Below are 22,533 nucleotides of genomic sequence, written 5' to 3'. Positions count from 1 at the left end.
CCCGCGTCAGCTACGGCTGTCGCTCAGCTTGCCGAACAACGATGTGCTGTGCCGGTCTGGTGGTTTGAGCGGTGTGCCCAGAACCCGATCCCATCTCGAACTCGGCCGTTAAACGCACCAGCGCCCATGGTACTGTGTCTCAAGACACGGGAGAGTCGGTCGCCGCCAGACCTGCACAGCACATCACAACCCCTCCAGACGATCACCCCGAACAGGCCGCCCCACAAAAGGGCGGCCTGTTCGCGTTCGCGGGGCGGTCGATGACCAACTCGTTATGCAGGCGCCAAAATCCGCTCATGGGTGCCATCCTCTCCTCAATCGAAGAGGGGAGGGGGCATGGGATACGCTTCACCGTCGCATCGCGAGACCGTATCGTTCGACGCCATGCGACTGCTCATCATCGAGGACGACCGCGAGGCAGCGTCCTATCTTGTCAAAGCCTTTCGGGAAGCCGGTCACATGCCGGATCTTGCCCATGACGGCCTCGACGGCTACGCCCTTGCCCGCGAGGGCGATTACGATATGCTCATCGTCGATCGGATGCTTCCAAAGCTCGACGGTCTGTCCCTGATCCGGTCCCTGCGCGAACAAGCCGTGACGACGCCGGTGCTGATTCTCTCGGCCCTCGGTCAGGTCGATGATCGGGTGAAGGGCCTGCGGGCCGGCGGTGACGATTACCTTCCCAAGCCCTACGCATTCTCCGAACTCCTCGCCCGCGCCGAGATCCTGGCACGTCGTCGATCGGCGCCGGCCGGAGCCGTCGAGGTCACTCATTACCGGGTCGGCGATCTCGAACTCGATCGCCTGTCGCATCGCGTCGCCCGCGCTGGTCAGGAAATTATCCTACAACCGCGTGAATTCCGGCTGCTCGAGTACCTCATGCGCCATGCCGGTCAGGTGGTGACCCGGACGATGCTGCTCGAACATGTCTGGGACTATCACTTCGATCCACAGACAAACGTCATCGATGTTCACATCTCGCGCCTGCGCGCCAAAATCGACAAGGATTTCGACCGGCCCATCCTCCACACCGTACGCGGCGCCGGCTACGTCGTGCGTGCCGACGAGGCACGCGGCGCCTGATGGCGGATGACGTGGCACGGTCCGGGCGTTCGGCCGGGCGGCGCGACCATGGCCGGCTCCAGAACCTATTCCGGACCACGGCCTTCAAGCTGTCCTTCGCCTACCTGCTCATCTTCACCACTTTCGCCTTTCTGGCTCTCGGCTACGTCGCCTGGAACGCCAGCCGCGTTCTCGACGATCAGATGGTGTCGACCATCGAAGCCGAGATCAGCGGCCTTTCCGAGCAGTATAAGTCCGGTGGATTGCGGCGCTTGATCTCGGTGGTCGAGCGCCGCGCCGGTGAGCCGGGGGCTTCCCTCTACCTCGTGACGACGCCCGCCGGGGAGCATGTGGCCGGTAACGTCGGTGCCTTGCCGGCTGGTCTCCTCGCCGAACCCGGGCAGACCGAAGCGGCCTACGCCCGTGGTGGCTCATCCAGCCTCGATCACCGCGCGATCATGCGGATCTTCACCCTGCCGGGGGGCTTTCGCCTGGTCGTCGGTCGCGATGTCGAGGAGCGTGACCGCCTGCGTTCGGTCATCGGAGGCACCTTCGGAACCTCGCTTCTGCTGGTGATCCTTCTCGGTGTCGTCGGTGGCTGGTTCGTGGCGAGCCGCGTGCTGAAGCGCGTCGACGCCATGACGGAGACCACCCGGCGGATCATGGCCGGCGACCTCGGCGGTCGCTTGGCGGTGGCCGGCAACGGTGATGAACTCGACCGTCTGGCTCGCAACCTCAACGAAATGCTCGAGCGGATCGGCGAGCTGATGCGGGGCCTCCGCGAGGTCTCCGACAACATCGCCCACGATCTCAAGACGCCCTTGACCCGCCTACGCAACCGCGCCGACGAGGCGCTGCGTTCGCCCGCGAGCGCCGCGGACCTGCGTCTCGCCATGGAGGGCGTGATCGAGGACAGTGACGGCCTGATCAGGGTTTTCAACGCCCTGCTGATGATCGCCCGCCTCGAGGGCGTCTCCGCCCACGAACTCATGGCCGAGTTCGACGTCGGCACGACGGCCCGCGAGGTCGGGGAACTCTACGAGGCCGTGGCCGCCGACGAGGGCCTGTCCCTCGACATCGTCACGACGGGGGACTTGCGGCTCGTGGGCAGCCGCGAACTCATCGGGCAAGCCCTCGCGAATCTCATCGACAATGCGGTCAAGTATGGAGCGATGAAGGAATCGGTTCCGAACCGGGATGGCGGCTGCATCCGCATCTCCGCGGAGCGCATCGGCTGTGCGATTCGCGTTGTCGTCGCCGACCGAGGGCCAGGCATCCCGGCGGAGGCGCGCGGCCGCGTCCTCGATCGCTTCGTCCGCCTGGAGGATGCGCGGTCCCGGCCCGGATTCGGCCTCGGGCTCAGCCTCGTCGCTGCCATCGTGCGCCTGCATCAAGGGACGCTGGTGCTCAACGACAATGCCCCCGGCCTCGCCGTCGTGGTAACGCTTCCGGCCCTCGCCGTGGGAGACCCCGCATGACCGAGCCTGGCAGCCTCCATCATCGCTTGCGACGGGCGCCGCCCTTGATCGACCCGGAGGCCGCCGCCGGGCGCCTCGCCGATATCGAGGACGCGTTTCCGGCCGGATTCCTCGACGTGCCCCTGCGGGCCCTCGTCCTCGCGCTCGCCGAACAATCCCCGTTCCTGTGGCAGGCCGTGGCGCGTGACCCGGTCCGGTTCGCCGATCTGGTGTCGCGGGCGCCCGAGGCCGCGAATGCCGATCTCGTCGCCCGCCAGCGCGCCGCCGGTGACGGCGGCGACCTCGCCGCCATCGCCCGCGCCCTGCGGGTGAACCGCACCGAGCACGCCCTCCTCGTGGCATTGGCCGATCTCGGCGGGCTCTGGCCCCTCGCCACGGTGACGGCGGCGTTGTCCGACTTCGCCGACGCGTCGGTCTTGGCCGCCACCGATGCGCTCCTCGCTGAGGCGGCGGCCGCCGGGCGCTTCCTGCCCATCGATCCGGGCGACCTCCAGGCCGGGTCCGGCCTCGTCATCCTGGCGCTCGGCAAGCACGGCGCGGGCGAGCTGAACTACTCGAGCGACATCGACCTCGTGGTGTTCTTCGATCCCGCCGTCGCCCCTCTCAAGGGAGGGCTCGCGCCGACGTCGTTCTTCACCAAGCTGGCACAGGGCATCGCCAGGCTCCTGCAGGAGCGCACGGCCGATGGCTATGTGCACCGCGTCGATTACCGCCTGCGCCCCGATCCGGGCTCGACGCCGACGGCCGTATCCCTCAACGCGGCGTACCTCTACTATGAGAACCTCGGGCAGAACTGGGAGCGGGCGGCCTACATCAAGGCCCGGCCCATCGCCGGTGACCTCGCCGCGGGCCAGCGCTTCCTCGACGACCTGCGCCCATTCGTCTGGCGAAAGTACTTCGACTTCGCCTCCATCGCCGACGTCCACGCCATGAAGCGGCAGATCCACGCCGTGCGCGGGTACGACACCCTCGCGGTGGCCGGGCACGACATCAAGCTCGGGCGGGGCGGCATCCGCGAGATCGAGTTCTTCGTCCAGACTCAGCAACTCGTCTTCGGCGGACGCCGGCCTGCCTTGCGCGGGCGGCGTACGGTCGAGATGCTCAGGGTCCTCACCGACGAGGGCTGGATCGACGCCACCGCCCGCGACGAGCTCGCGGAGGCCTATGAGTTCCTGCGTACCGTCGAGCACCGCATCCAAATGGTGCGTGACGAGCAGACTCAACGCCTGCCGTCGGAGCCCGGCGAACTCGAAAGCTTCGCGCGCTTTGCCGGGTTCGCGACGCTCGCGGGCTTCGAAGCGTCGCTGCTGCATCATGCCCGCCGGGTCCAGGCCCATTACGCCTTGCTGTTCGAGGCCGAACCAGACCTGTCGTCGGCGGTGGGCGACCTCGTGTTCAGCGGAACGGGCGACGATCCCGCCACCCTCGCGACTCTGCGCGCCCTCGGGTTCCGCGAGCCCGAACGCGCCGTCGAAACCGTACGCGGCTGGCATTTCGGGCGGCGGCCGGCCGTGCGTACCGCCCGGGCCCGCGAAGTCCTGACCGAGCTCGTGCCGGCGCTGATGCAGGCGCTCGGTGGAACGACCGATCCGGATCTGGCCCTCGATACCCTGGACCGGGCCTTCGCCCGTATGCCTGCGGCGCTCGAACTCCTCACCATCCTACGCTCCAACGAACGCTTGCGCCTCCTGTTCGCCGATCTCCTCGGCACCGCACCGCGCTTGGCCGAGACCGTCTCGTTCAGTCCGCATGTGCTCGATGCCGTGCTGGAGCGGGATTTCTCGGCGCCACCGCCTGAGCCTGGCGGCATCGCCGCGCATTTTCGGACCTTGCTCGGGCAGCCGAGCGACCACGAGGATTTCCTCGATCGCAGCCGAGATGCGGCGCGGCACCTGCGCTTCCTCACCGGCGCGCGTCTCCTCTCCGGCATTCTCGCGCCGGTGGAGGCGGGACGGGCCTACACCGCCATCGCCGACACGGTGGTGGGGACTGCGTTCGACCGGGTGTCGCAAGCCTTCTTCGCCGAGCACGGGGCGGTACCAGGGGGACGCCTCGCCGTGTTGGGGCTTGGGCGCCTCGGGTCGTGTCAGCTCACGGCGGAATCCGACCTCGACCTCGTCGTGGTCTATGACTTCGACCCCGAGTCCCGCATGAGCGCCGGGCCGCGCCCCCTCGATGCGGCGGTCGCCTACAATCGGCTGACGCAACGCCTCGTCGCCGCGCTCACCGTGCCGACCCGGCGCGGACATCTCTACGAGGTCGACCTTCGTCTGCGGCCCGGTGGCGGGCAGGGGCCGGTGGCGGTGCAGCTGCGCAGCATCCGGGGCTACTACGATACCGAAGCTGAGCTTTGGGAGCACATGGCCCTGACCCGTGCCAGGATGATCGCGGGTGATGCCGAACTCGGCGCAGAGTTGATCGCGATGATCCGATCCGTGGTGACACGGCCGTGGGATCCGTCCGAAGTCTTTGGCGCCGTGCGATCCATGCGGCGGCTCGTGGCCGAGGAGAAAGGTGATGCGGGGCCCCTCGATCTCAAGCTCGCCCCGGGTGGCCTGCTCGACCTCGACTTCCTGGCCCAGGCCCTCGTCCTTGCGCACGGCAGCCGGTTTCCGGATCTTGCCGGCCCCGCTGCAGGCGATGTGCTGGCGCTGGCAGCGGGGCATGGCCTTCTGAAGCAGGCCGAGGCCGAGCGCCTGCGGACCGCCTATCGCCAGTTCGACGATGTCCTGCATTGGCAGAGGCTGATGGTGGCGGGCGACCCGGCCCAGGGTTCCGGGGTCGCCCTGACGCGCCTGGCCGTGGCGCTGGGCATGCCGGACGCCGCACATCTGATGGTTCAGCTCGACGAGCGGCGCGCCGATGTGCGCAACCTCTTCGAGCGGCTTCTCGCCTGACGCAGAGGCCCGAGGCGCAGCCGCGATCGTCGAACGACGCGCGCTATCGATGAGTCAGCTGGCGGCCGGCTCCATCCAGCCCCGGCGCGGCGTCGCCCCCGCAGCGTCGCGCAAGGATGCGACCGTTTCCTGCGAAGCTTCGAAGGCCACATCGCGTAGCCGCTCGGGCGTCGGCATGGGCAGGCGCACGAACACGATGGTGCCGAGACCCTCCTGGGAGCGCAGGCGAAGGGAACCCCCGTGCAACTCGGCCATGGACCGCGCGATGGCGAGGCCGAGGCCCGAGCCCTTGTAGGTGCGGGTCAGGTTCGTCTCGACCTGTTGGAACGGAGCGCCGAGGCGGCGCAGGGCTGACTTGGGGATGCCGATGCCCGTATCCTCGATGAAGATGTTCACGGCATCCCCCATCGGCCGGGCCTTCACGACGATCCGCCCATCGCCTTCCGGCGTGAACTTGACCGCGTTCTGAACGAGGTTGAGCAGGATCTGGTGCAGGGCGCGCTCGTCGGCCAGCACCGAGAGGCCCTCGACCAGATCGACATGGATGCTGAGGGATTTCGCCCGCGCCGGCTCGGCCACCAGCTTCAGGGCCGCCTCGATGGCACCCGGCAAGCCGATCTCGCGGCGTACCAGTTTCACCCGGTGCGATTCGATGCGCGACATGTTCAGGATGTCGTCGATGACCGACAGGAGGTAATCTCCACTCGCACGGATGTCCTGGCAGTAATCCGTGTAACGCGACGAGCCGAGGGCTCCGTACACCCCGGTTTCCATGAGTTCGGCGAAGCCCATGATCGCGTTGAGCGGTGTGCGAAGCTCGTGGCTCATATTGGCGAGGAACTCGGATTTCGCCTGGTTGGCCGTCTCGGCCTGGGCCTTTTGATCGAGGTAGCGCTCGGCGAGGTCGGCGAGTTGCTGAGTCTGGAGTTCGAGGGTGCGGCGCGACCGCTTGAGGTCCTTCACGGTCGCGATGAGTTCGCGCTCGGAGGCCACGAGTTGTTCCTGGTGGCGCTTCAGACTGGTGATGTCCGTACCGACGGAGACGTAGCCGCCATCCTTGGTGCGGCGTTCGCTGATCTGGAGCCAACGGCCGTCCGTGAGTTCGGCCTCGAAGGTACGGGCAGTTGCGCCCGAATGCTCGAGTTCGCGCATCTCGCGACGGATCGGCGGAAGCACACCGCGGCCCATGATCTCGGCGTAGCGCCGCCCCGGAACAGCATCCTCGTGACTCAGGGCATGGAGATCGCGGAACTTCGAATTGCACAGGACGAGACGGTTGCCGGTGTCCCAGAGGACGAACGCCTCGGAAATGGCCTCGACGGCGTCGCGCAGGCGCATATCCGCGGTGGCGTTCAGTTCGGCCAGGTTGCGTTGCTCGGTGACGTCGAGGGCGATGCCGACGAGATGGCGACCGCCGGCCACCGTGTCCGGTACGATCTCGGCCCGCATCCGCATCCAAGTCCAGACGCCCGAGGCGGACCGGATCCGGAACTCGTGGTCGACGGTGGACTGGCTCGCGGCGAGGTGGCGCGCCAAGCTGTACAGGTCACCGTCATCGGGATGGACCAGGGCGTTGACGTCGCCGAAGGACAGGAACTCGCGCTCGCGGCGATAACCCAGCAGGGCGTACATCGAGTCCGACCAGTAGATCCGCCCACGGGGGATGTCCCAGTCCCACAATCCGCACCGGCCGCGTCCGAGCGCCGTGTCGAGGCGCTGCTTGATCTGCTCGCACACTCGATCGACCGCATAGGCCCGCCGAGTCTGCAGGACGTATGCGATGCCGGTCCCGACGATGACCAGGGCCGCCGCCCCAAGCAAGATCACGTGGTTGCGCATCCTGGCGTTCCAGGTCGCGGTCACCGCTGCGATGGGTTGCAGGACGGCGACCTGACCGCGTCCGTTCGGCAGACTGCGAAGCGCAGCGAGGGCCGGGGCGCGGTCGGCGAGATCCACCGTCATCACCCCCGCCCGCTCCCCGAGGGTCGTGAGCGCCTGCATCTCTCCGAGGTGCTCCGTGAGAGTACGGCTTCCGGCCCAGGGGGGGGCGGACGCGACGATGCTGTCGTCGGTGCCGATGATGAGGATCTGTCGGCCGAGCGGCAGGAGATGCGGCGGCAGAAGTGCTGCGAGACGACCCTTCATCGCGGCCTCGTCCGTGTCGCCCTGGCCGAGGGACGCCGCGACAAGCCGGGTCAGTGCGTCGATCTCAGTGACCGCACGCCCGAGAGTATCCTGGCGCTGTGCATTGAGATGGAGGCATTCCACCGTCGCCAGGCAAGCGAGGAAAGCCGCCAGCAGGGCCGGAAGGGCGACACGCAGCCAGGTTTCCGCCCGCACGAACCGGATGTGCGTCGTGGTCTGTGGGCGATGGATGCCGAGGATCGTATCCGCACGCGCGGAGAGGGAAGCGGAATCCGCCTCCAGCATGATATGTCTCCGCAGCTATGGTGAAACGTCTGGAGAGCGTGACCGTGTCGCGCTTCGAATCGCATTCATAACACCATTTTCACGGCCGAGTTGTCCACGCTTTTTTATGCTTCTGTTAATCCTGACAGGAGACCCATCTGCGTGCAGAGAAGCTTGGTAAGTACTGGAATACCTGTTTCCCTACAACGGCTTGTCAGTTGTCAAGCATCCGCCCGACGATGTCGGAAACATCGCGGGACAGGTTGGCAAGTGAGCCGATTGCCGCAAGCGAGCGTTCCGCCTTGGCGTGGCGTTCCGGTTCCAGCATTCGCCAGGAGCCGAAGCCTGTGAGCAGCTTCGCCGCGATCTGCGGATTGGTCGCATCGAGGGTTTCGACCACCTCGGCCAGGAACGCATAGCCGGCCCCGTCCGGCCGGTTGAACTGGGTCGGATTGCCGACGCTGAAGCTGCCGACGAGGGAGCGCACCCGGTTGGGATTGGTCATAGCGAAAGCCGGGTGCGCCTGCAGGCGGCGGACCCGTTCCAGCGTGGTGTCCTCGGGGATCATCGCCTGGATCGCGAACCACTTGTCGAGCACCAGGGGCTCGTTCCGGTAGCGCTCGGCGAAAGCCGCGAATGCGGCCTCCCGAGCCGAGCCTGGGATCAGCGCCAGCACGGAGAGGGCGGCAAGGCGGTCGGTCATGGTCGTCGCGGCCTCGATCTGGGCCTGCGCGAGGCTGATCCCGGACTGCGGGTCGGCGACCGCGATGAGGTCGAGGGCGACGTTGCGCAGGGCCCGGCGTCCGGCTGAGACCGCATCCGGTGAGAACGGCGTACCGGCCGGGTCAGCGAGCGCGTCGCGCAGGCTGGTCAGGTGCGGGTACAGGCCCTGCCCGAGCTGCAGCCGCAGGGCCGTCCGCGCCCGGTGGATCGCATCCGGGTCGATGGCTTCGCCGATTGCGTTGGCGATGTCGCCCTCGCTCGGCACGGTGAGCACGAGGGCCGCATAGGCCGGATCGGTCAGGGCTTCCCCGTCGAGGAAGGCGGCGAGGGCCGCGACGAGACCATCCGGCTCCGGCGGCGGCGCCGGGGAGTCGGCCCGTGCGTCGGCGACGAGGCGAGCCATGGCGACATCCTGCGCCGCCTGCCACCGGTTGAACGGGTCGGTGTCGTGCGCGAGCAGAACGAGGCGGTCCGCATCGGTGATGGTCTGAACCAACCGCACGGGTGCGGAAAAGCCTCGGAACAGGGACGGAACCGGAGCCTCCGACACACCCGTGACGGTAAGACTGTCGTCGGCTCGCTCCAGGATGAAGACCCCATTCTGGACGCGGTCGCAGGCCGCCGTGTCGAGGGGGCCGCCAGCTCCGACCAAGCCCAGCGCCACCGGAATGACGAGCGGAGGGCCCTCGCGGTCGCCGCGGAGTTCCTGCCGGAACCGTAGGGTGTAACTACGGGCGGCCGCGTCGTAGGCGCCCTCGACGGTCACCACTGGGGTGCCGGGCCGATCGTACCAGCGCGCGAAGGCGCTGAGGTCGCGTCCAGAGACCGTCGCGAAGGCGCCGAGGAAATCTTCCACCGTCGCCGCGGTGCCGTCGCACGCCGCGAAGTAGTGATCCATCCCCTGGGCGAACGTATCCGTGCCAAGCAGCGTGCGCAGCATCCGCACGATCTCCGCACCCTTCTCGTAGACGGTGGCCGTGTAGAAGTTGTTGATCTCGGCGTAAGCTTGCGGGCGCACGGGGTGGGCGAGCGGTCCGGCATCCTCGGGAAACTGCCGGGCCCGCAGGGTGCGGACCTCGCCGATGCGGTGCACCGCCCGCGAGCGCATGTCCGACGAGAATTCCTGATCACGGAAGACCGTCAGGCCCTCCTTGAGACAGAGCTGGAACCAGTCCCGGCAGGTGATGCGGTTGCCCGACCAGTTGTGGAAGTACTCGTGCGCGATGATCGCCTCGATGGCGGCGTAATCCGCGTCGGTGGCGGTCTCGGGGCTGGCGAGAACGTAGCGATCGTTGAAGATGTTGAGGCCCTTGTTCTCCATGGCGCCCATGTTGAAGTCCGACACGGCGACGACGTTGAACACATCGAGATCGTAGGCACGGCCGAACGCCGTCTCGTCCCAGGCCATGGAGCGGATGACGGCATCGAGGGCGTAGGCGGCGCGGTCCGCCTTGCCGGGCTCGACATAGATTCCGAGGTCGACGATCCGGCCCTCGCTGGTCGTGAACCGGCCGCCGAGCCGGTCGAGGCGTCCGCCGACGAGGGCGAACAGGTAGGCGGGCTTGCAGTGGGGATCGTGCCAGACGGCGTAGTGCCGACCCGGTCCCGCTTCCCCGGCCTCGATGGGGTTGCCGTTGCCGAGCAGCACGGGCGCGTCGGCCCGGTCCGCTTCGATGCGGGTTGTGTAGACCGCCATCACGTCGGGGCGGTCGAGGAAATAGGTGATCCGCCGGAAGCCGTCGGCTTCGCATTGCGTGCAGTAGACGCCGTTCGATCGATAGAGACCCATGAGCCGGGTGTTGGCGGTCGGATCGATCCGCGTGCGGATCGTCAGGGTGAAGGGTTCCTGCGGCGGCTGCGCCAGGATCAGGGCGGTTTCCGTTATCCGGTACGCGTCCGGCGCGAGGGCGACCCCGTCGAGATCGAGGGACAGCAGCGTCAGATCCTCGCCGTCGAGCACCAGTTCGGCCCCTGCTCGGCCGGCCGGGTTGGGCCGGAGCGCAAGGGTCGCCCGAACCTCCGTCGCGTGGGGGTGCAGGAGGATGTCGAGGCCGACCCGGTCGATGAGGTGATCGCTCGGCCTGTAGTCGGCGAGCCGGATCGGGATCGGGGTTTCGGTGCGCATGGAAGCCTCGCCTGTCGCAGGCCTCCCTCTTGAATCGCTTCCGTCCCGGGCGCAACGCGCGGTCGGTGCAAAGAACCGTTGCGCGAGAGACCAACGCAGATGCGTGGCGTTGACGGGACTCGCACGGCCACCACATAGGCCGCACCCTCAGGAGAATTCACGACGATGCGTTTTCTGCACACCATGGTCCGCGTGGCGGACCTCGACCAGGCGCTCGCCTTCTACGTCGATACGTTCGGCCTCACGGAGGTCCGCCGCGTGGACAACGAGAAGGGTCGTTTCACCCTCGTCTTCCTCGCAGCGCCCGGCGACGCGGCGACGGCCCGCGAGACCCAGGCGCCGGTGATCGAACTGACCCACAACTGGGACCCGGAGACCTATTCGGGGGGGCGCAACTTCGGCCACCTCGCCTACGAGGTCGACGACATCTACGCCTTCTGCACCAAGCTGCAGGCGGCGGGGATCACCATCAACCGGCCGCCGCGCGACGGCAACATGGCTTTCGTGAAGTCCCCCGATGGGATTTCCATCGAGCTGCTGCAGAAGGGTGACGCCAAGCCGCCGCAGGAGCCATGGGTCTCCATGGAGAACACCGGGTCCTGGTAGGTCCCGGAAGCCCGCGAGGCCGATGGCCTCGCGGCACCCCGATGTCAGTCGGCGCCTGCCTCGGGGGCGGGCGTAATACCGAGTTCGGCGAGTTTGGCCGACACGGTTTCGATGGGCCGCTTGAGCCTGAGGCTGATCACCGAGATCGGCACGCGTTCTCGGGCCAGACTCCGCAATTCCTGAACCTTCTCCAGTGTCCAGGCCGTCTCGTCGGTCGCCATGGTCACCTCCATCTGGTGAAGCCAAGTGGTCCGGGGCCGGCCGCGCGGAGGCGGCGAGCGCCTGTCTTTAGATTTAGCGCCCGCGTCCGGATGCGCAACCGCTCGCCGTAAATCCGAAGTCGGCGTTCCCGAATGCCGCCGGGCGCTTGACCTCATGACGGTCCGCGGCGCACATCCGCCTCGGATCAGTCGGCCGGGCGGCCGCTCCGGACCTCGCGTCCGGGGAGGAAAGTCCGGGCTCCATGGAGAGACGGTGCCGGATAACGTCCGGCGGGGGCGACCCCAGGGACAGTGCCACAGAGAGCAGACCGCCCTGTTTCACACAGGGTAAGGGTGAAAGGGTGCGGTAAGAGCGCACCGCGGACGCGGCAACGCGGACGGCACGGCAAACCCCACCGGGAGCAAGACCGAATAGGGGCGACACGATGGGCTTTGCGGCTCGTCAGGCTTCTCTCCAGGCCCGTCGCCCGGGTTGGTTGCTCGAGGCGCATCGGCAACGATCGTCCCAGAGGAATGGCCGCCACGTCAGGGGGACCCTCACGGGTCGTCCGGGCCCTACAGAACCCGGCTTAAAGGCCGACTGATCCACGCTGGTTCTGAGTTGTGGCACCCGGCAAAACACGAACACGCGGCAACGAAAAACTTACCGTCGGTTAACCTTGCTGAGGTCTGATCGGACAGGGCCAATGCGTTGCGGCCCCGTTCGTTGACGGCGCTCAGAGGCCCATGGTACCCCGATTCATCCCGTCAACGGCGATTTTCGGATCGACGGACGCAACCCGAGACTTTCGGGGCGGCGTCCCTGCAAGCGGTCGCGCTGCGCGCCGATCCGGCGATGTCCCGTCTCTCCGCGCCGCTTCACGGCGGCTCAGACTCTTGGAAGGGACGCATGCGCGGCCTCATCCCCGTCGCGTCTTCGACGCCCCCGTTTCCCGTGCTCCGCACGTTGGTCGAAGAGGCCGGGCGATGAAGCGCATGCGCGAACCCAGACCTCCCAACGACGGGACGCCCCACGTCCCGGTGCTGCTCGCCGAAGTGCTCGCCGCCCTCGATCTGGCGGGCCGCGCACTCGCGGTGGACGGCACCTTCGGGGCCGGCGGCTACACACGCGCCATGCTGGAGGCCGATCCGTCGGTTCACGTGCTTGCCATCGACCGCGATCCCGGCGCCATCGCGGACGGAGCGCCCCTGGTGGCTTCCTCGGAGGGGCGCCTGACCCTGGTGCCGGGCCGCTTCGGCACCCTCGATGGGAGTGTTCGTGATGCCGGTTGGGGGCAGGCCGATGCCGTCGTCCTCGATATCGGCGTCTCGTCCATGCAGATCGACCAGGCCGAGCGCGGCTTCTCGTTCCGCCACGACGGTCCCCTCGACATGCGGATGGAGCGCACCGGGCGCAGCGCCGCCGACATCGTCAACGACGCCGAGGAAGCCGATCTCGCCGACATCATCTACCATTACGGCGAGGAGCGCCGCTCCCGCGCCGTCGCCCGTGCCATCGTCGAGGCGCGTCGCAAGGGGCGGATCGAGACCACCGCGGCCCTGGCCGAAGTGGTCGCCAGCGTGGTCTGGGCCGATCCGGCGAGCGGCATCAATCCGGCGACGCGGACCTTTCAGGGCCTGCGCATCGCGGTGAACGACGAACTCGGCGAACTCGTCCAGGCCCTGCACGCCGCCGAGCGCATCCTGCGTCCCGGCGGGCGCCTCGCCGTGGTCACCTTCCATTCCCTTGAAGACCGCATCGTCAAGCAGTTCTTCTCCGCTCGCAGCGGTCGGGCGGCACAAGGCTCGCGCCACCTGCCGAGCCTGGAGGCGCCGGCACCCCGCAGTTTCTTGGCTGTGACCAAGGGTCCTGTGCTGCCTTCCGATTCCGAAATCCATGCCAACCCGCGCGCCCGTTCGGCCAAGCTGCGCGCGGTGGAACGCACGGACGCGCCTGCGCCCGCGCCCCTGGCCGCCATCGAGGCCCTCGCTTCCCTGCCGGAGCGGACAGTCAGGAGCGCACGCCGGTGATCCGTCTGCTGAACGTCATGGCGGTCCTCGGGCTCATCGGCTCGGCGATCTACGCCTACTCGATCAAGTACGACACCCTGTATCAGGCCGGGCAGGTCTCCAAGGCCCGCAGCCAGCTCCACCGCGAGCGTCAAGCCATCGCGGTCCTGCGGGCCGAGTGGCAGTTGCTGACCCGGCCCGACCGGCTTCAGGCGGCGGTGGCGCGCCATCTGGCGCTGGAGCCCATCGGCACGTCCCATCTTGGGCGCCTGTCGGACCTCCCGGCGCGTCCCGAGCGCGGCGACGAAATCGGTCGACTGCTCGCGGCGACCGCGACGCCGAAGGAAAAGCCCGGTCTGAACGAGCCGCGCACCACCGGCTCGATCACGACCCGCACCGTGACCACCCGCACGACGACGACCAGAACCCCGACAACGGCTTCGAGGTAGCACCCGTGTCGCAAGACGTTATTCCGGACGCCGCTCCGCCCGAGGCCGAGTCGATGCGAGAGCACGAGTCGCTGCCAGGGGCCCTGGTCGAAGTCCCCGTGGCGGAGCCGCCTCCTCCAGCGCCGCGCGGAAACCGCGTCGTCGCCCTGGCGCGGGCGATGTTCCATCTCGCCATCGAGCGGAGCTATGCCCGCGTCGGTCTCGTCGGCCTTGGCTTCGCCGCCGTGTTCGCGACCATCGGCGTGCGCCTGGTCTATCTCGCGGCGTTCCCGGAGACGGACAACTCGGACAAGCGCGTCGCCGCCTCCGCCACCACGGCGATCCGGCCCGACATCGTCGACCGCAACGGCGAAATCCTGGCCACCGATATCCGCACGGTGTCGGTCTTCGCCGAGCCGCGCAACATCGTCGACAAGGACGAGGCGGTGGAACTGCTCACCGCCGTCCTGCCCCAGCTCAACGCCAACGACCTGCGTACCAAGCTCTCGGCCCGCGTCGGATCGACCGGCAAGGAGAAGGGCTTCGTCTGGGTCAAGCGCGAGATCACCCCGAAGCAGCAGGCCGAAGTCCACCGCCTCGGCATCCCCGGCATCGGCTTCCTGCCCGACCACAAGCGTGTCTACCCCAACGGGGTCGCGGCGGCCCACATCATCGGCATCACCAACCTCGACAACCTCGGCATCGCGGGCATCGAGAAATACATCGATACGCAGGGCAACAAGGCGCTCAACGAGTTCGGCCTCGTGGCGAAACAGACCGACCTCAAGCCGGTGCAGCTCTCCATCGATCTGCGGGCGCAGTTTGCCCTGCGCGACGAGCTCGCCTGGGGTGTCGATCACTTCAAGGCCAAGGCTGCCGCCGGCATGATCCTCGACGTGACCACCGGCGAGGTGATCGCGCTGGCCTCCCTGCCGGATTTCGACCCCAACGACCCGGCAGACGCCCTGTCGTCCGACCGCATCAACCGCATGAATGTCGGCGTCTACGAGATGGGGTCGACCTTCAAGGCGATGACCCTGGCCATGGCGCTCGATTCGGGCAAATACAACGTGAATTCGACCTTCGACACCCGGGGCGGCGTGCTGACCTGGGGCCGGCAGAAGATCCACGAATATCACGGCACCAACCGCACCATCACCATGCCGGAGGTGTTCACGCACTCGTCGAACATCGGCTCGGCCAAAATGGCCCTCGGCGTCGGCGTGCCCGGTCACAGGGCGTTCCTGAAGAAGATGGGTCTCACCGACCGTATGCGGACGGAACTGCCGGAGAGCGCCGAACCCATCGTTCCCCAGCGCTGGACCGAGATCAACACCATCACCATCGCGTTCGGCCACGGCCTCGCGGTGGCGCCACTCCAGGCGGCCGCGGCGGTGGGTGCCATCACCAATGGCGGCAACCTCATCGTGCCGACCTTTCTGAAGACCACCGAAGCCGAGGCCCTGAAGAAGGCGACCCGGGTGCTCAAACCCGAGACCAGCGAGGCCATGCGCTTCATCATGCGCCTCAATGCCGTCGAAGGTTCGGCCAAGAAGGCCTCGATTCCGCTGTACTACGTCGGCGGCAAGACCGGCACCGCCGAGAAGGTCATCCACGGGCGCTACGTGAAGAACCGCCTGTTCACCACCTTCATGGCCGCCGCGCCCATGAACGCTCCGAAATACCTCTTCGTGACCATCATGGACGAGCCCCAGGGCCTCCCGGAATCGGGCGGCTACGCCACCGCCGCCTGGAACTCTGGCGTGGTCACGGGCCGCGTCATCGAGCGCGTTGCCCCGATCCTCGGCCTGCCGCCGCAATTCGATCCGCCGGTGAAGCCGTTCCCCCTGATGGTCAAGCTCGGTGCCTATCACGCCACCCAGGTGGACGGACGATGACCGGGGCCACCCTCGGCAGCCTGTTCCCCGAAGCGGCCGGCGATGCAACGCCGGTCTCCGGACTGACGGCGGATTCCCGCAAGGTCGAACCGGGCTTCGTGTTCGTGGCCGTGCCCGGCACGGTGGCCGATGGACGTCGCTTCGTCGCCGGCGCCGTCGCGGCGGGCGCCGTCGCGGTGGTGGGGGAGGGCGACCGCCCGGCCGGTCTCGACCTGGCCTGTCCTTACGTCGCCGTCGACGACGTGCGGCGGAGCCTGGCCCTTGCGGCGCGCAACTTCTCCGGCCGGCAGCCGACCCGCATCGTGGCCGTCACCGGCACCAGCGGCAAGAGTTCGGTCACGGACTTCGTCCGTCAGATCCTGTCGCGGCTCGGATGTGAATCGGCCAGCCTCGGCACGGTGGGCATCGTCACCAACCGGGGCGCCACCTACGGCTCCCTGACGACGCCGGACCCCGTGACCCTGCAGGCGACGCTGGCGCGGCTGGCGGCCGACGGCATCACCGATCTCGCCGTGGAGGCCTCCTCCCACGGCATCGAGCAGCGCCGCCTCGACGGCGTCGAACTCTCCGCCGTCGCGTTCACCAATCTCGGGCGCGACCATCTCGATTATCACGCCACCCTCGACGATTACCTCGCGGCCAAGCTGCGGCTGTTCACGACACTTGCCCAGCCCGGCATTCCGGCGGTGATCAACGCCGACGGCGCCTACGCCAAGGTGGTCATCGCGGCCGCCCTGGCGCGGGGCTTGAGCCTGCGCACGACCGGACGGGCCGGCGAATCCGTTCGGCTCCTCGCCGCGCGGACGGAGGGCTTCTGCCAGCACCTCGACGTGCTCGCTCCAGGCTTTGGCGGACAGACTCAGTATGCGGTGCGCCTTCCCCTTGTCGGAGGGTTTCAGGTCGAGAACGCCCTCCTCGCCGCCGGTCTCGCCCTGGCGACCCCGGCCGGCGAGGCCGATCCCGCCGGCGTGATCGCAGCGCTGGAACATCTCACGGGCGTGCCCGGCCGCATGGAGCGGATCGGCGAGGCGAACGGCGCCCTCTGCCTCGTCGACTACGCCCACAAGCCGGAAGCCCTTGAAGGCGTCCTCACGGCGTTGCGTCCGTTCGCGACGGGTCGCCTCGTCTGTGTGTTCGGCTGTGGCGGAGACCGCGACCGGGGCAAGCGCCCGATCATGGGCGCCATCGCGGCCAAGGGCGCCGACTGGACCATAGTGACCGACGACAACCCGCGCTCCGAGGATCCGGCTGCGATCCGCGCCGAGATCCTGGCGGCTGCGTCCGACGCGACGGAGATCGGCGACCGCGCCGAGGCGATCCGTACGGCCGTCCGGGGTCTGTCGCCCGGCGACGTCCTCGTGGTGGCCGGCAAGGGCCATGAAACCGGCCAGATCGTCGGCACAACCGTCCTGCCGTTCTCGGACCACGACGTGCTCCGGGCAGCCATCGCGGAGCGTGCGGCATGAATTCCTCCCTGTCCGACATGCCCCTCTGGACGGGGCAAGCCCTCGAGGCCGCCACCGGCGGGACCCTGCACGGTGACCCGAAGCCCATCACGGGCGCCTCCATCGACACGCGCAGCCTGCAGCCGGGCGACCTGTTCTTCGCCATTCGTGGGGAGGCCCGCGACGGCCACGACTTCGTGCGCGATGCCCTGTCGCGCGGGGCCGCCGCCGCCGTGGTCTCGGCCGATCGCGCGGCGGAATTCGGCGGAGCCGGTGCGGTGCTGGCCGTCTCGGGCGCGAGCGACGACCCCGTCCTCGACGCCATGCGGGCGCTCGGCCTCGCCGCCCGCGCCCGTACCAAAGCCGGTATCGTCGCGGTGACGGGGTCGGTGGGCAAGACCGGCACCAAGGAGGCCCTGCGCCACGTGCTGTCGGCGCAGGGGCGCACCCATGCCTCCATTGCGTCCTACAACAACCACTGGGGCGTGCCCCTGACGCTCACACGCATGCCGGCCGACGCCGATTACGGCGTGTTCGAGATCGGCATGAACCACCCCCGGGAGATCGTGCCGCTCGCCGCCATGGTCCGGCCGGACATCGCCCTGGTGACCACCGTGGAGCCCGTGCACATCGAGCACTTCGCCTCGCTGTCGGCCATCGCCGACGCCAAGGGCGAGATCTTTTCCGGGCTGCGCGCCGGCGGCACCGCGATCCTCAACCGCGACAACCCGAGCTTTTCGCGATTGCTGGCGCACGCGCAGGCGTCCGATGCCGGCCGGGTCGTCAGCTTCGGCGAGCACCCCGAGGCCGATGTCCGGGCGCTCCGCATCGTCCTGCGGCCCGACCTCTCCGTGGTCGACGCCGTGGTGATGGGCATTCCGGTGACCTACCAACTCGGCACCCCGGGACGGCACACGGCGATGAATTCGCTGGGCGTCATGGCGGTGGTCCATGCGCTCGGGGCCGACCTCGCCATGGCCGCCCTGTCGCTGGCGGCACTCCGGCCGCCCGTGGGGCGCGGCGAACGCACGGCCCTACGGATCGGGGAAGGCGAGGCCTTCCTTGTCGATGAGAGCTACAACGCCAATCCGGCCTCCATCCGGGCGGCTCTGGCCACCCTTTCGGCCATCGAGACCGGCCCGCGCGGACGCCGCATCGCCGTTCTAGGCGACATGCTGGAACTCGGGCCCGCCGGTGCGGACCATCACCGCGACCTCGCCGACGCAGTCGAGAAAGCGAACGTCGACCTCGTCTTCACCGCCGGCCCGCTCATGCGTCACCTGTTCGAGGCGCTTCCCTTGAGCCGACGCGGCACCTGCGCGGCGACCTCGGGCGAACTCATCGATTCCGTGCTCGGCATCCTGCGGACCGGAGACGCCGTGATGGTGAAGGGATCCAACAGCATCCGCATGGGCCGGATTGTCGAAGCTCTCAAAGCCCGGTACGCGAACCCCGGACAAGCTGCGACGGCTCAGACGATCGCTCGCTGAGACGCCCGCTCACGGCCGGGAGGGCGGGGTCCGCGGCCCCGCCTGTCCGGAATTGATCCTCGAAAACCGCGGCCAGGTGCTGGATGCTGTATCTTCTGTCGGACTTGAGCGGCACCCTGTCGCCGCTCAACGTCTTCCGCTACATCACCTTCCGCACCGGCGGCGCGCTGTTCACGGCGGGCCTGTTCGTATTCTGGTTCGGGCCGCTCATCATCTCGCTCCTGCGCCTGCGCCAGGGCAAGGGCCAGCCCATCCGCGAGGATGGACCGCAATCGCACCTGCTGACGAAGCGGGGCACGCCCACCATGGGCGGTTTGATGATCCTGGCCGGCGCCATCGTGGCGATCCTGCTCTGGGCCAACCCGCGCAACCACTACGTCTGGGTGGTGCTGGCCGTGACCCTGGGGTTCGGCGCCATCGGCTTCTACGACGATTACCTCAAAGTGACGAAGCAGTCGCACAAGGGTTTCTCGGGCCGCTTCCGCCTGCTGCTGGAAGCGGCCATCGCGCTCGCCGCCTGCACGGTCATCGCGGTGTACTCGCCGGCCGCCCTGCAGAACCACCTCGCGTTTCCGGTGTTCAAGGACGCGCTGCTGAACCTCGGCTGGTTCTACGTGCTGTTCGCCGCCTTCGTCATCGTGGGCGCGGGCAATGCCGTGAACATGACCGACGGCCTCGACGGCCTCGCCATCGTGCCGGTGATGATCGCCTGCGGCACCTTCGGGGTCATCGCCTACCTCGTCGGCAACGTCTTCACCGCCGGATACCTCCAGGTGAACTACGTCCGCGACACCGGCGAACTCGCGGTGGTCTGCGGTGCGGTGATCGGGGCGGGCCTCGGCTTCCTGTGGTTCAACGCGCCGCCGGCCCAGATCTTCATGGGCGATACCGGCTCGCTGGCGCTCGGCGGTCTGCTCGGCACCGTGGCGGTGGCCACCAAGCACGAGATAGTCCTCGCCATCGTGGGCGGCCTGTTCGTCCTCGAGATGATGTCGGTGATCATCCAGGTCGCGTCGTTCAAGCTCACCGGTAAGCGGGTCTTCCGCATGGCGCCGATCCATCACCATTTCGAGCAGAAGGGCTGGAAGGAGCCGCAGGTCGTGATCCGGTTCTGGATCATCGCCGTGATCCTGGCACTCGCTGGTCTCGCCACCCTGAAGCTGCGCTGATGACGCCCGCCTCCTGCTTCGCCGGCCGCAAGGTCGCCCTGTTCGGCCTCGGTGGCTCCGGCCTCGCCACCCTGCGGGCCCTGCGGTCCGGCGGGGCCGATGTGCTGGCCTGGGACGACAGCCCGGAAAGTGCGGCGCGAGCACGCGGGCAGGGCTTCACCGTCTCGGATCTCCACGACGCCGACTGGTCGGAATTCGCGGCCCTCATTCTCGCTCCCGGCGTACCCCTGACCCATCCGGTCCCGCACTGGACCGTGGACAAGGCGCAGGCCGCCGGCATCGAGATCATCGGCGACATCGAGCTGTTCTGCCGCGAGCGGGCCCGGATCGCACCCGCCGCTCCCTTCGTGGCCATCACGGGCACGAACGGCAAATCGACGACCACGGCTCTCATCGCGCACGTCCTCGGCCGAGCCGGCCGGGACGTGCAGATGGGCGGCAACATCGGCACCGCCATCCTGTCCCTTGCGCCGCCCGCGCCGGACCGCATCCACGTCATCGAGCTGTCCTCGTTCCAGATCGACCTGACGCCGTCGCTGAATCCCGGCATCGGCGTGCTCCTCAACGTCACTCCCGACCACCTCGACCGCCACGGCACCCTGGAGCTCTACGCCGCCATCAAGGCACGCCTGATCGCCGGCTCGGCCCTCGCCGTCGTCGGCATCGACGACGCCCCGAGCCGGGCCATCGCCGATGCGGTCACGGGCGCCATCGTGCGGGTGCACGTGGGGGAGGGGATGCCGGAAGGAAGCCTCGCAGCCCGCGACGGATGCGTGTTCGGGGCGGACGGCACGGTCCTCGCCGATCTCGACGGGATCGGCACCCTGCGCGGCGCCCACAATTGGCAGAACGCCGCCGTGGCCATCGCCGTGGTCCAAGCCCTCGGCCTCGACGCCGAGGCCATCCTGGCTGGTTTGAAGACCTTCCCGGGCCTGCCCCACCGCATGGAGGAGGTCGGCCGCCGCGGTCGGGCGCTGTTCGTCAACGATTCCAAGGCAACCAACGCCGACTCGACGGAAAAGGCGCTCACCGCCTTTCACGACATTCACTGGATCCTCGGCGGCAAGGCCAAGGCGGGGGGCATCGAACCGCTCGTGCCGCTGTTCGGCCGGGTCGCCCACGCCTACCTCATCGGCGCGGCGAGCGACGCCTTCGCCGCCACCCTGGAGGGGCGGGTGCCCTACACCCGCTGCGGCACCCTCGACGTCGCCACCGCGAAGGCTGCGGACGCGGCAGCGGCGTCCGAGGCGGCCGAACCCGTGGTGCTGCTCTCCCCGGCCTGCGCCTCCTACGACCAGTTCAGGAGCTTCGAGGATCGGGGCGACCAGTTCCGGGATCTCGTGCGCCGCCTCACCCAGTAGACTGACGGCGTTCGACGGCTCGGCGATCGGTTTCATCGGGGCTTAACCGCCGCGGTCGCATGGTCCGTCTCCAGTCGGCATGCTGCCGCGTTCGAGACCGCGCCACGATGAAGCAGATCGTCTCCGTGCAGGTTCTGCGGGGTCTCGCCGCCCTCATGGTCGTCTTCGGACACGCCCAGCACCACGCCTTCGTGCAGAGCGGGAAGCTCGGCGGATCCTTCGAGCGCGTGCATCTGCTCCCCTGGGGCGCGGGCGTCGACATCTTCTTCGTCATCTCCGGTTTCATCATGGTTTACGCCTCCGAGAAGCTGTTCGGACGGCAGGGGGCCGCGAGCGAGTTCCTCGGCCGGCGTGTGGCCAGGATCGTCCCGCTCTACTGGATCTTCACCGCCCTCTACGTGGCGGTTGTGAGCATCGGGCTTGCCGGCACCACCAAGGAGGCCGCCGGTCCCGCGACCATCCTGGCGTCGTTCGGCTTCTGGCCGGCCTTCGCGCCCGGACAGTCCGTTCCGCTGCCGGTCCTGGAACTCGGATGGACCCTCAATTACGAGATGTTCTTCTACCTGCTATTTGCCGTGTTCATCGGTCTGCGGCGCGAGCGGGCGGTGATGGCGGCCGCAGCCACTCTCGGCGCTCTCGTTGTCGTGGGACTAGTGATGCAGCCGAGCGCGGCGGCGCCGTTCTTCTGGACGCGCCCGATCATCCTCGAGTTCGGGTTCGGAATGGGCCTCGCCCTCCTGCTTCGCAACGGCGTCTTGCTTTCGGGCCTCGCCCGGAGCGTCCTCCTCGCCGGCGGCTTCGCGATCCTGTTCGTCGACCCCATCGACTCGGCCCATCAAGCCATGGGATGGACGACACCGAACGATATCGCGCGGGTGATCGGTTGGGGTCTCCCCGCCGCCCTCATCGTCGCCGCCGCCGTGCTCGGTCGCCAAGCCGGTCCGTCGCCGCTGGCGAGGCTCGGCCTTCTCCTCGGCGATGCCTCCTACGTGCTGTACCTCAGCCACCCCTTCGTGATCGTCGGAACCCGCAAGGCGGCGCAAGCGGCCGGCCTGGAACAGCCATCGACTCTTTGGCCCATCGTCGCCGTCACGCTCGTGGCGTCCTGCGTCGTCGCGGTGATGATCCATCGCTGGATCGAAAGGCCGGTGACCGGCTTCGTTCAAGGGCTCCTCGTCCGCCGAGGGGCGCCGACGCCACTCACCGCCTGAGGCACGGGACGATTATCGCGG

The 22,533-nt window shown here is 68.3% G+C and carries 15 protein-coding genes, 1 rRNA gene and 1 other RNA gene; 14 read left to right on the top strand and 3 right to left on the bottom strand.

What is annotated here, in order from left to right:
- The first annotated feature begins 55 nt into the window (after nucleotides 1-55).
- The 4 genes from rrf to ASF27_RS21265 all read left to right on the top strand — a co-directional run bounded on the left by rrf (nucleotide 56) and on the right by ASF27_RS21265 (nucleotide 5,437).
- A 5S ribosomal RNA gene (gene rrf, locus ASF27_RS21280) occupies nucleotides 56-171 on the top strand.
- A 213-nt stretch (nucleotides 172-384) separates the two neighbouring features.
- Complete coding sequence (locus tag ASF27_RS21275; protein ID WP_056174931.1) at nucleotides 385-1,083, top strand: response regulator transcription factor; 699 nt, start codon at nucleotides 385-387, stop codon at nucleotides 1,081-1,083.
- Nucleotides 1,083-2,540, top strand: a complete 1,458-nt coding sequence (locus ASF27_RS21270) for a HAMP domain-containing sensor histidine kinase (RefSeq protein WP_056363382.1) — start codon at nucleotides 1,083-1,085, stop codon at nucleotides 2,538-2,540. Before ASF27_RS21275 ends, ASF27_RS21270 begins: the two co-directional genes overlap by 1 nt.
- Entirely contained in the window at nucleotides 2,537-5,437 is a 2,901-nt protein-coding gene (locus ASF27_RS21265) for a bifunctional [glutamine synthetase] adenylyltransferase/[glutamine synthetase]-adenylyl-L-tyrosine phosphorylase (protein WP_056363379.1), read from the top strand. Before ASF27_RS21270 ends, ASF27_RS21265 begins: the two co-directional genes overlap by 4 nt.
- A gap of 54 nt (nucleotides 5,438-5,491) precedes the next feature.
- Here the strand turns inward: ASF27_RS21265 and ASF27_RS21260 are convergent, their stop codons facing one another.
- Together ASF27_RS21260 and pepN are read right to left on the bottom strand one after the other, a co-directional pair.
- Nucleotides 5,492-7,867 carry a PAS domain-containing sensor histidine kinase gene (locus ASF27_RS21260; RefSeq protein ID WP_056363376.1) on the bottom strand — a complete coding sequence of 792 codons (2,376 nt, stop codon included), beginning with the start codon at nucleotides 7,865-7,867 and terminating at the stop codon, nucleotides 5,492-5,494.
- A 193-nt stretch (nucleotides 7,868-8,060) separates the two neighbouring features.
- Complete coding sequence (gene pepN, locus ASF27_RS21255) at nucleotides 8,061-10,694, bottom strand: aminopeptidase N (protein ID WP_056363373.1); 2,634 nt, start codon at nucleotides 10,692-10,694, stop codon at nucleotides 8,061-8,063.
- A gap of 165 nt (nucleotides 10,695-10,859) precedes the next feature.
- Between pepN and ASF27_RS21250 the strand changes: the two genes are divergently transcribed.
- Entirely contained in the window at nucleotides 10,860-11,300 is a 441-nt protein-coding gene (locus ASF27_RS21250) for a VOC family protein (RefSeq protein WP_056363370.1), read from the top strand.
- 44 nt (nucleotides 11,301-11,344) lie between these two features.
- Here ASF27_RS21250 and ASF27_RS22785 read toward each other — a convergent pair whose 3' ends face one another.
- A complete protein-coding gene (locus ASF27_RS22785) occupies nucleotides 11,345-11,521 on the bottom strand; it encodes a hypothetical protein (protein WP_200918899.1) in 177 nt (58 codons plus the stop codon).
- Nucleotides 11,522-11,706: 185 nt separating this feature from the next.
- Here ASF27_RS22785 and rnpB point away from each other — a divergent pair.
- The 9 genes from rnpB (at nucleotide 11,707) to ASF27_RS21205 (ending at nucleotide 22,512) form a co-directional block, all read left to right on the top strand.
- Nucleotides 11,707-12,109, top strand: an RNA gene (gene rnpB, locus ASF27_RS21285) — RNase P RNA component class A.
- A gap of 387 nt (nucleotides 12,110-12,496) precedes the next feature.
- Entirely contained in the window at nucleotides 12,497-13,531 is a 1,035-nt protein-coding gene (gene rsmH, locus ASF27_RS21240; RefSeq protein ID WP_200918898.1) for a 16S rRNA (cytosine(1402)-N(4))-methyltransferase RsmH, read from the top strand.
- A complete protein-coding gene (locus ASF27_RS21235) occupies nucleotides 13,528-13,959 on the top strand; it encodes a hypothetical protein (protein ID WP_056174196.1) in 432 nt (143 codons plus the stop codon). Before rsmH ends, ASF27_RS21235 begins: the two co-directional genes overlap by 4 nt.
- Before the next feature lie 5 nt (nucleotides 13,960-13,964).
- Complete coding sequence (locus tag ASF27_RS21230; protein ID WP_156368913.1) at nucleotides 13,965-15,836, top strand: penicillin-binding protein 2; 1,872 nt, start codon at nucleotides 13,965-13,967, stop codon at nucleotides 15,834-15,836.
- Nucleotides 15,833-17,302 (top strand): UDP-N-acetylmuramoyl-L-alanyl-D-glutamate--2,6-diaminopimelate ligase, encoded by a 1,470-nt coding sequence (locus ASF27_RS21225; RefSeq protein WP_056363363.1) that lies wholly within the window; start codon nucleotides 15,833-15,835, stop codon nucleotides 17,300-17,302. Before ASF27_RS21230 ends, ASF27_RS21225 begins: the two co-directional genes overlap by 4 nt.
- 8 nt (nucleotides 17,303-17,310) lie before the next feature.
- The gene (locus tag ASF27_RS21220) at nucleotides 17,311-18,771 is read left to right on the top strand and encodes a UDP-N-acetylmuramoylalanyl-D-glutamyl-2,6-diaminopimelate--D-alanyl-D-alanine ligase (RefSeq protein ID WP_056363401.1); all 1,461 of its coding nucleotides are present in this window, start codon (nucleotides 17,311-17,313) and stop codon (nucleotides 18,769-18,771) included.
- 83 nt (nucleotides 18,772-18,854) lie between these two features.
- A complete protein-coding gene (gene mraY / locus ASF27_RS21215) occupies nucleotides 18,855-19,940 on the top strand; it encodes a phospho-N-acetylmuramoyl-pentapeptide-transferase (RefSeq protein ID WP_056094024.1) in 1,086 nt (361 codons plus the stop codon).
- Nucleotides 19,940-21,301, top strand: coding sequence for a UDP-N-acetylmuramoyl-L-alanine--D-glutamate ligase (murD, locus tag ASF27_RS21210; protein ID WP_056363361.1), 1,362 nt, complete (start codon nucleotides 19,940-19,942; stop codon nucleotides 21,299-21,301). The genes mraY and murD overlap by 1 nt, the downstream gene beginning before the upstream one ends.
- A gap of 107 nt (nucleotides 21,302-21,408) precedes the next feature.
- Nucleotides 21,409-22,512: an acyltransferase gene (locus ASF27_RS21205; protein ID WP_056363358.1), complete on the top strand. Its 1,104-nt coding sequence runs from the start codon at nucleotides 21,409-21,411 to the stop codon at nucleotides 22,510-22,512.
- Nucleotides 22,513-22,533 lie beyond the last annotated feature (21 nt).

Source organism: Methylobacterium sp. Leaf102, assembly GCF_001422425.1.
Taxonomy (GTDB): domain Bacteria; phylum Pseudomonadota; class Alphaproteobacteria; order Rhizobiales; family Beijerinckiaceae; genus Methylobacterium.
The sequence above is the reverse complement of the archived record's forward strand: the minus strand, read 5'-3'. Positions and strand labels throughout refer to the sequence as shown.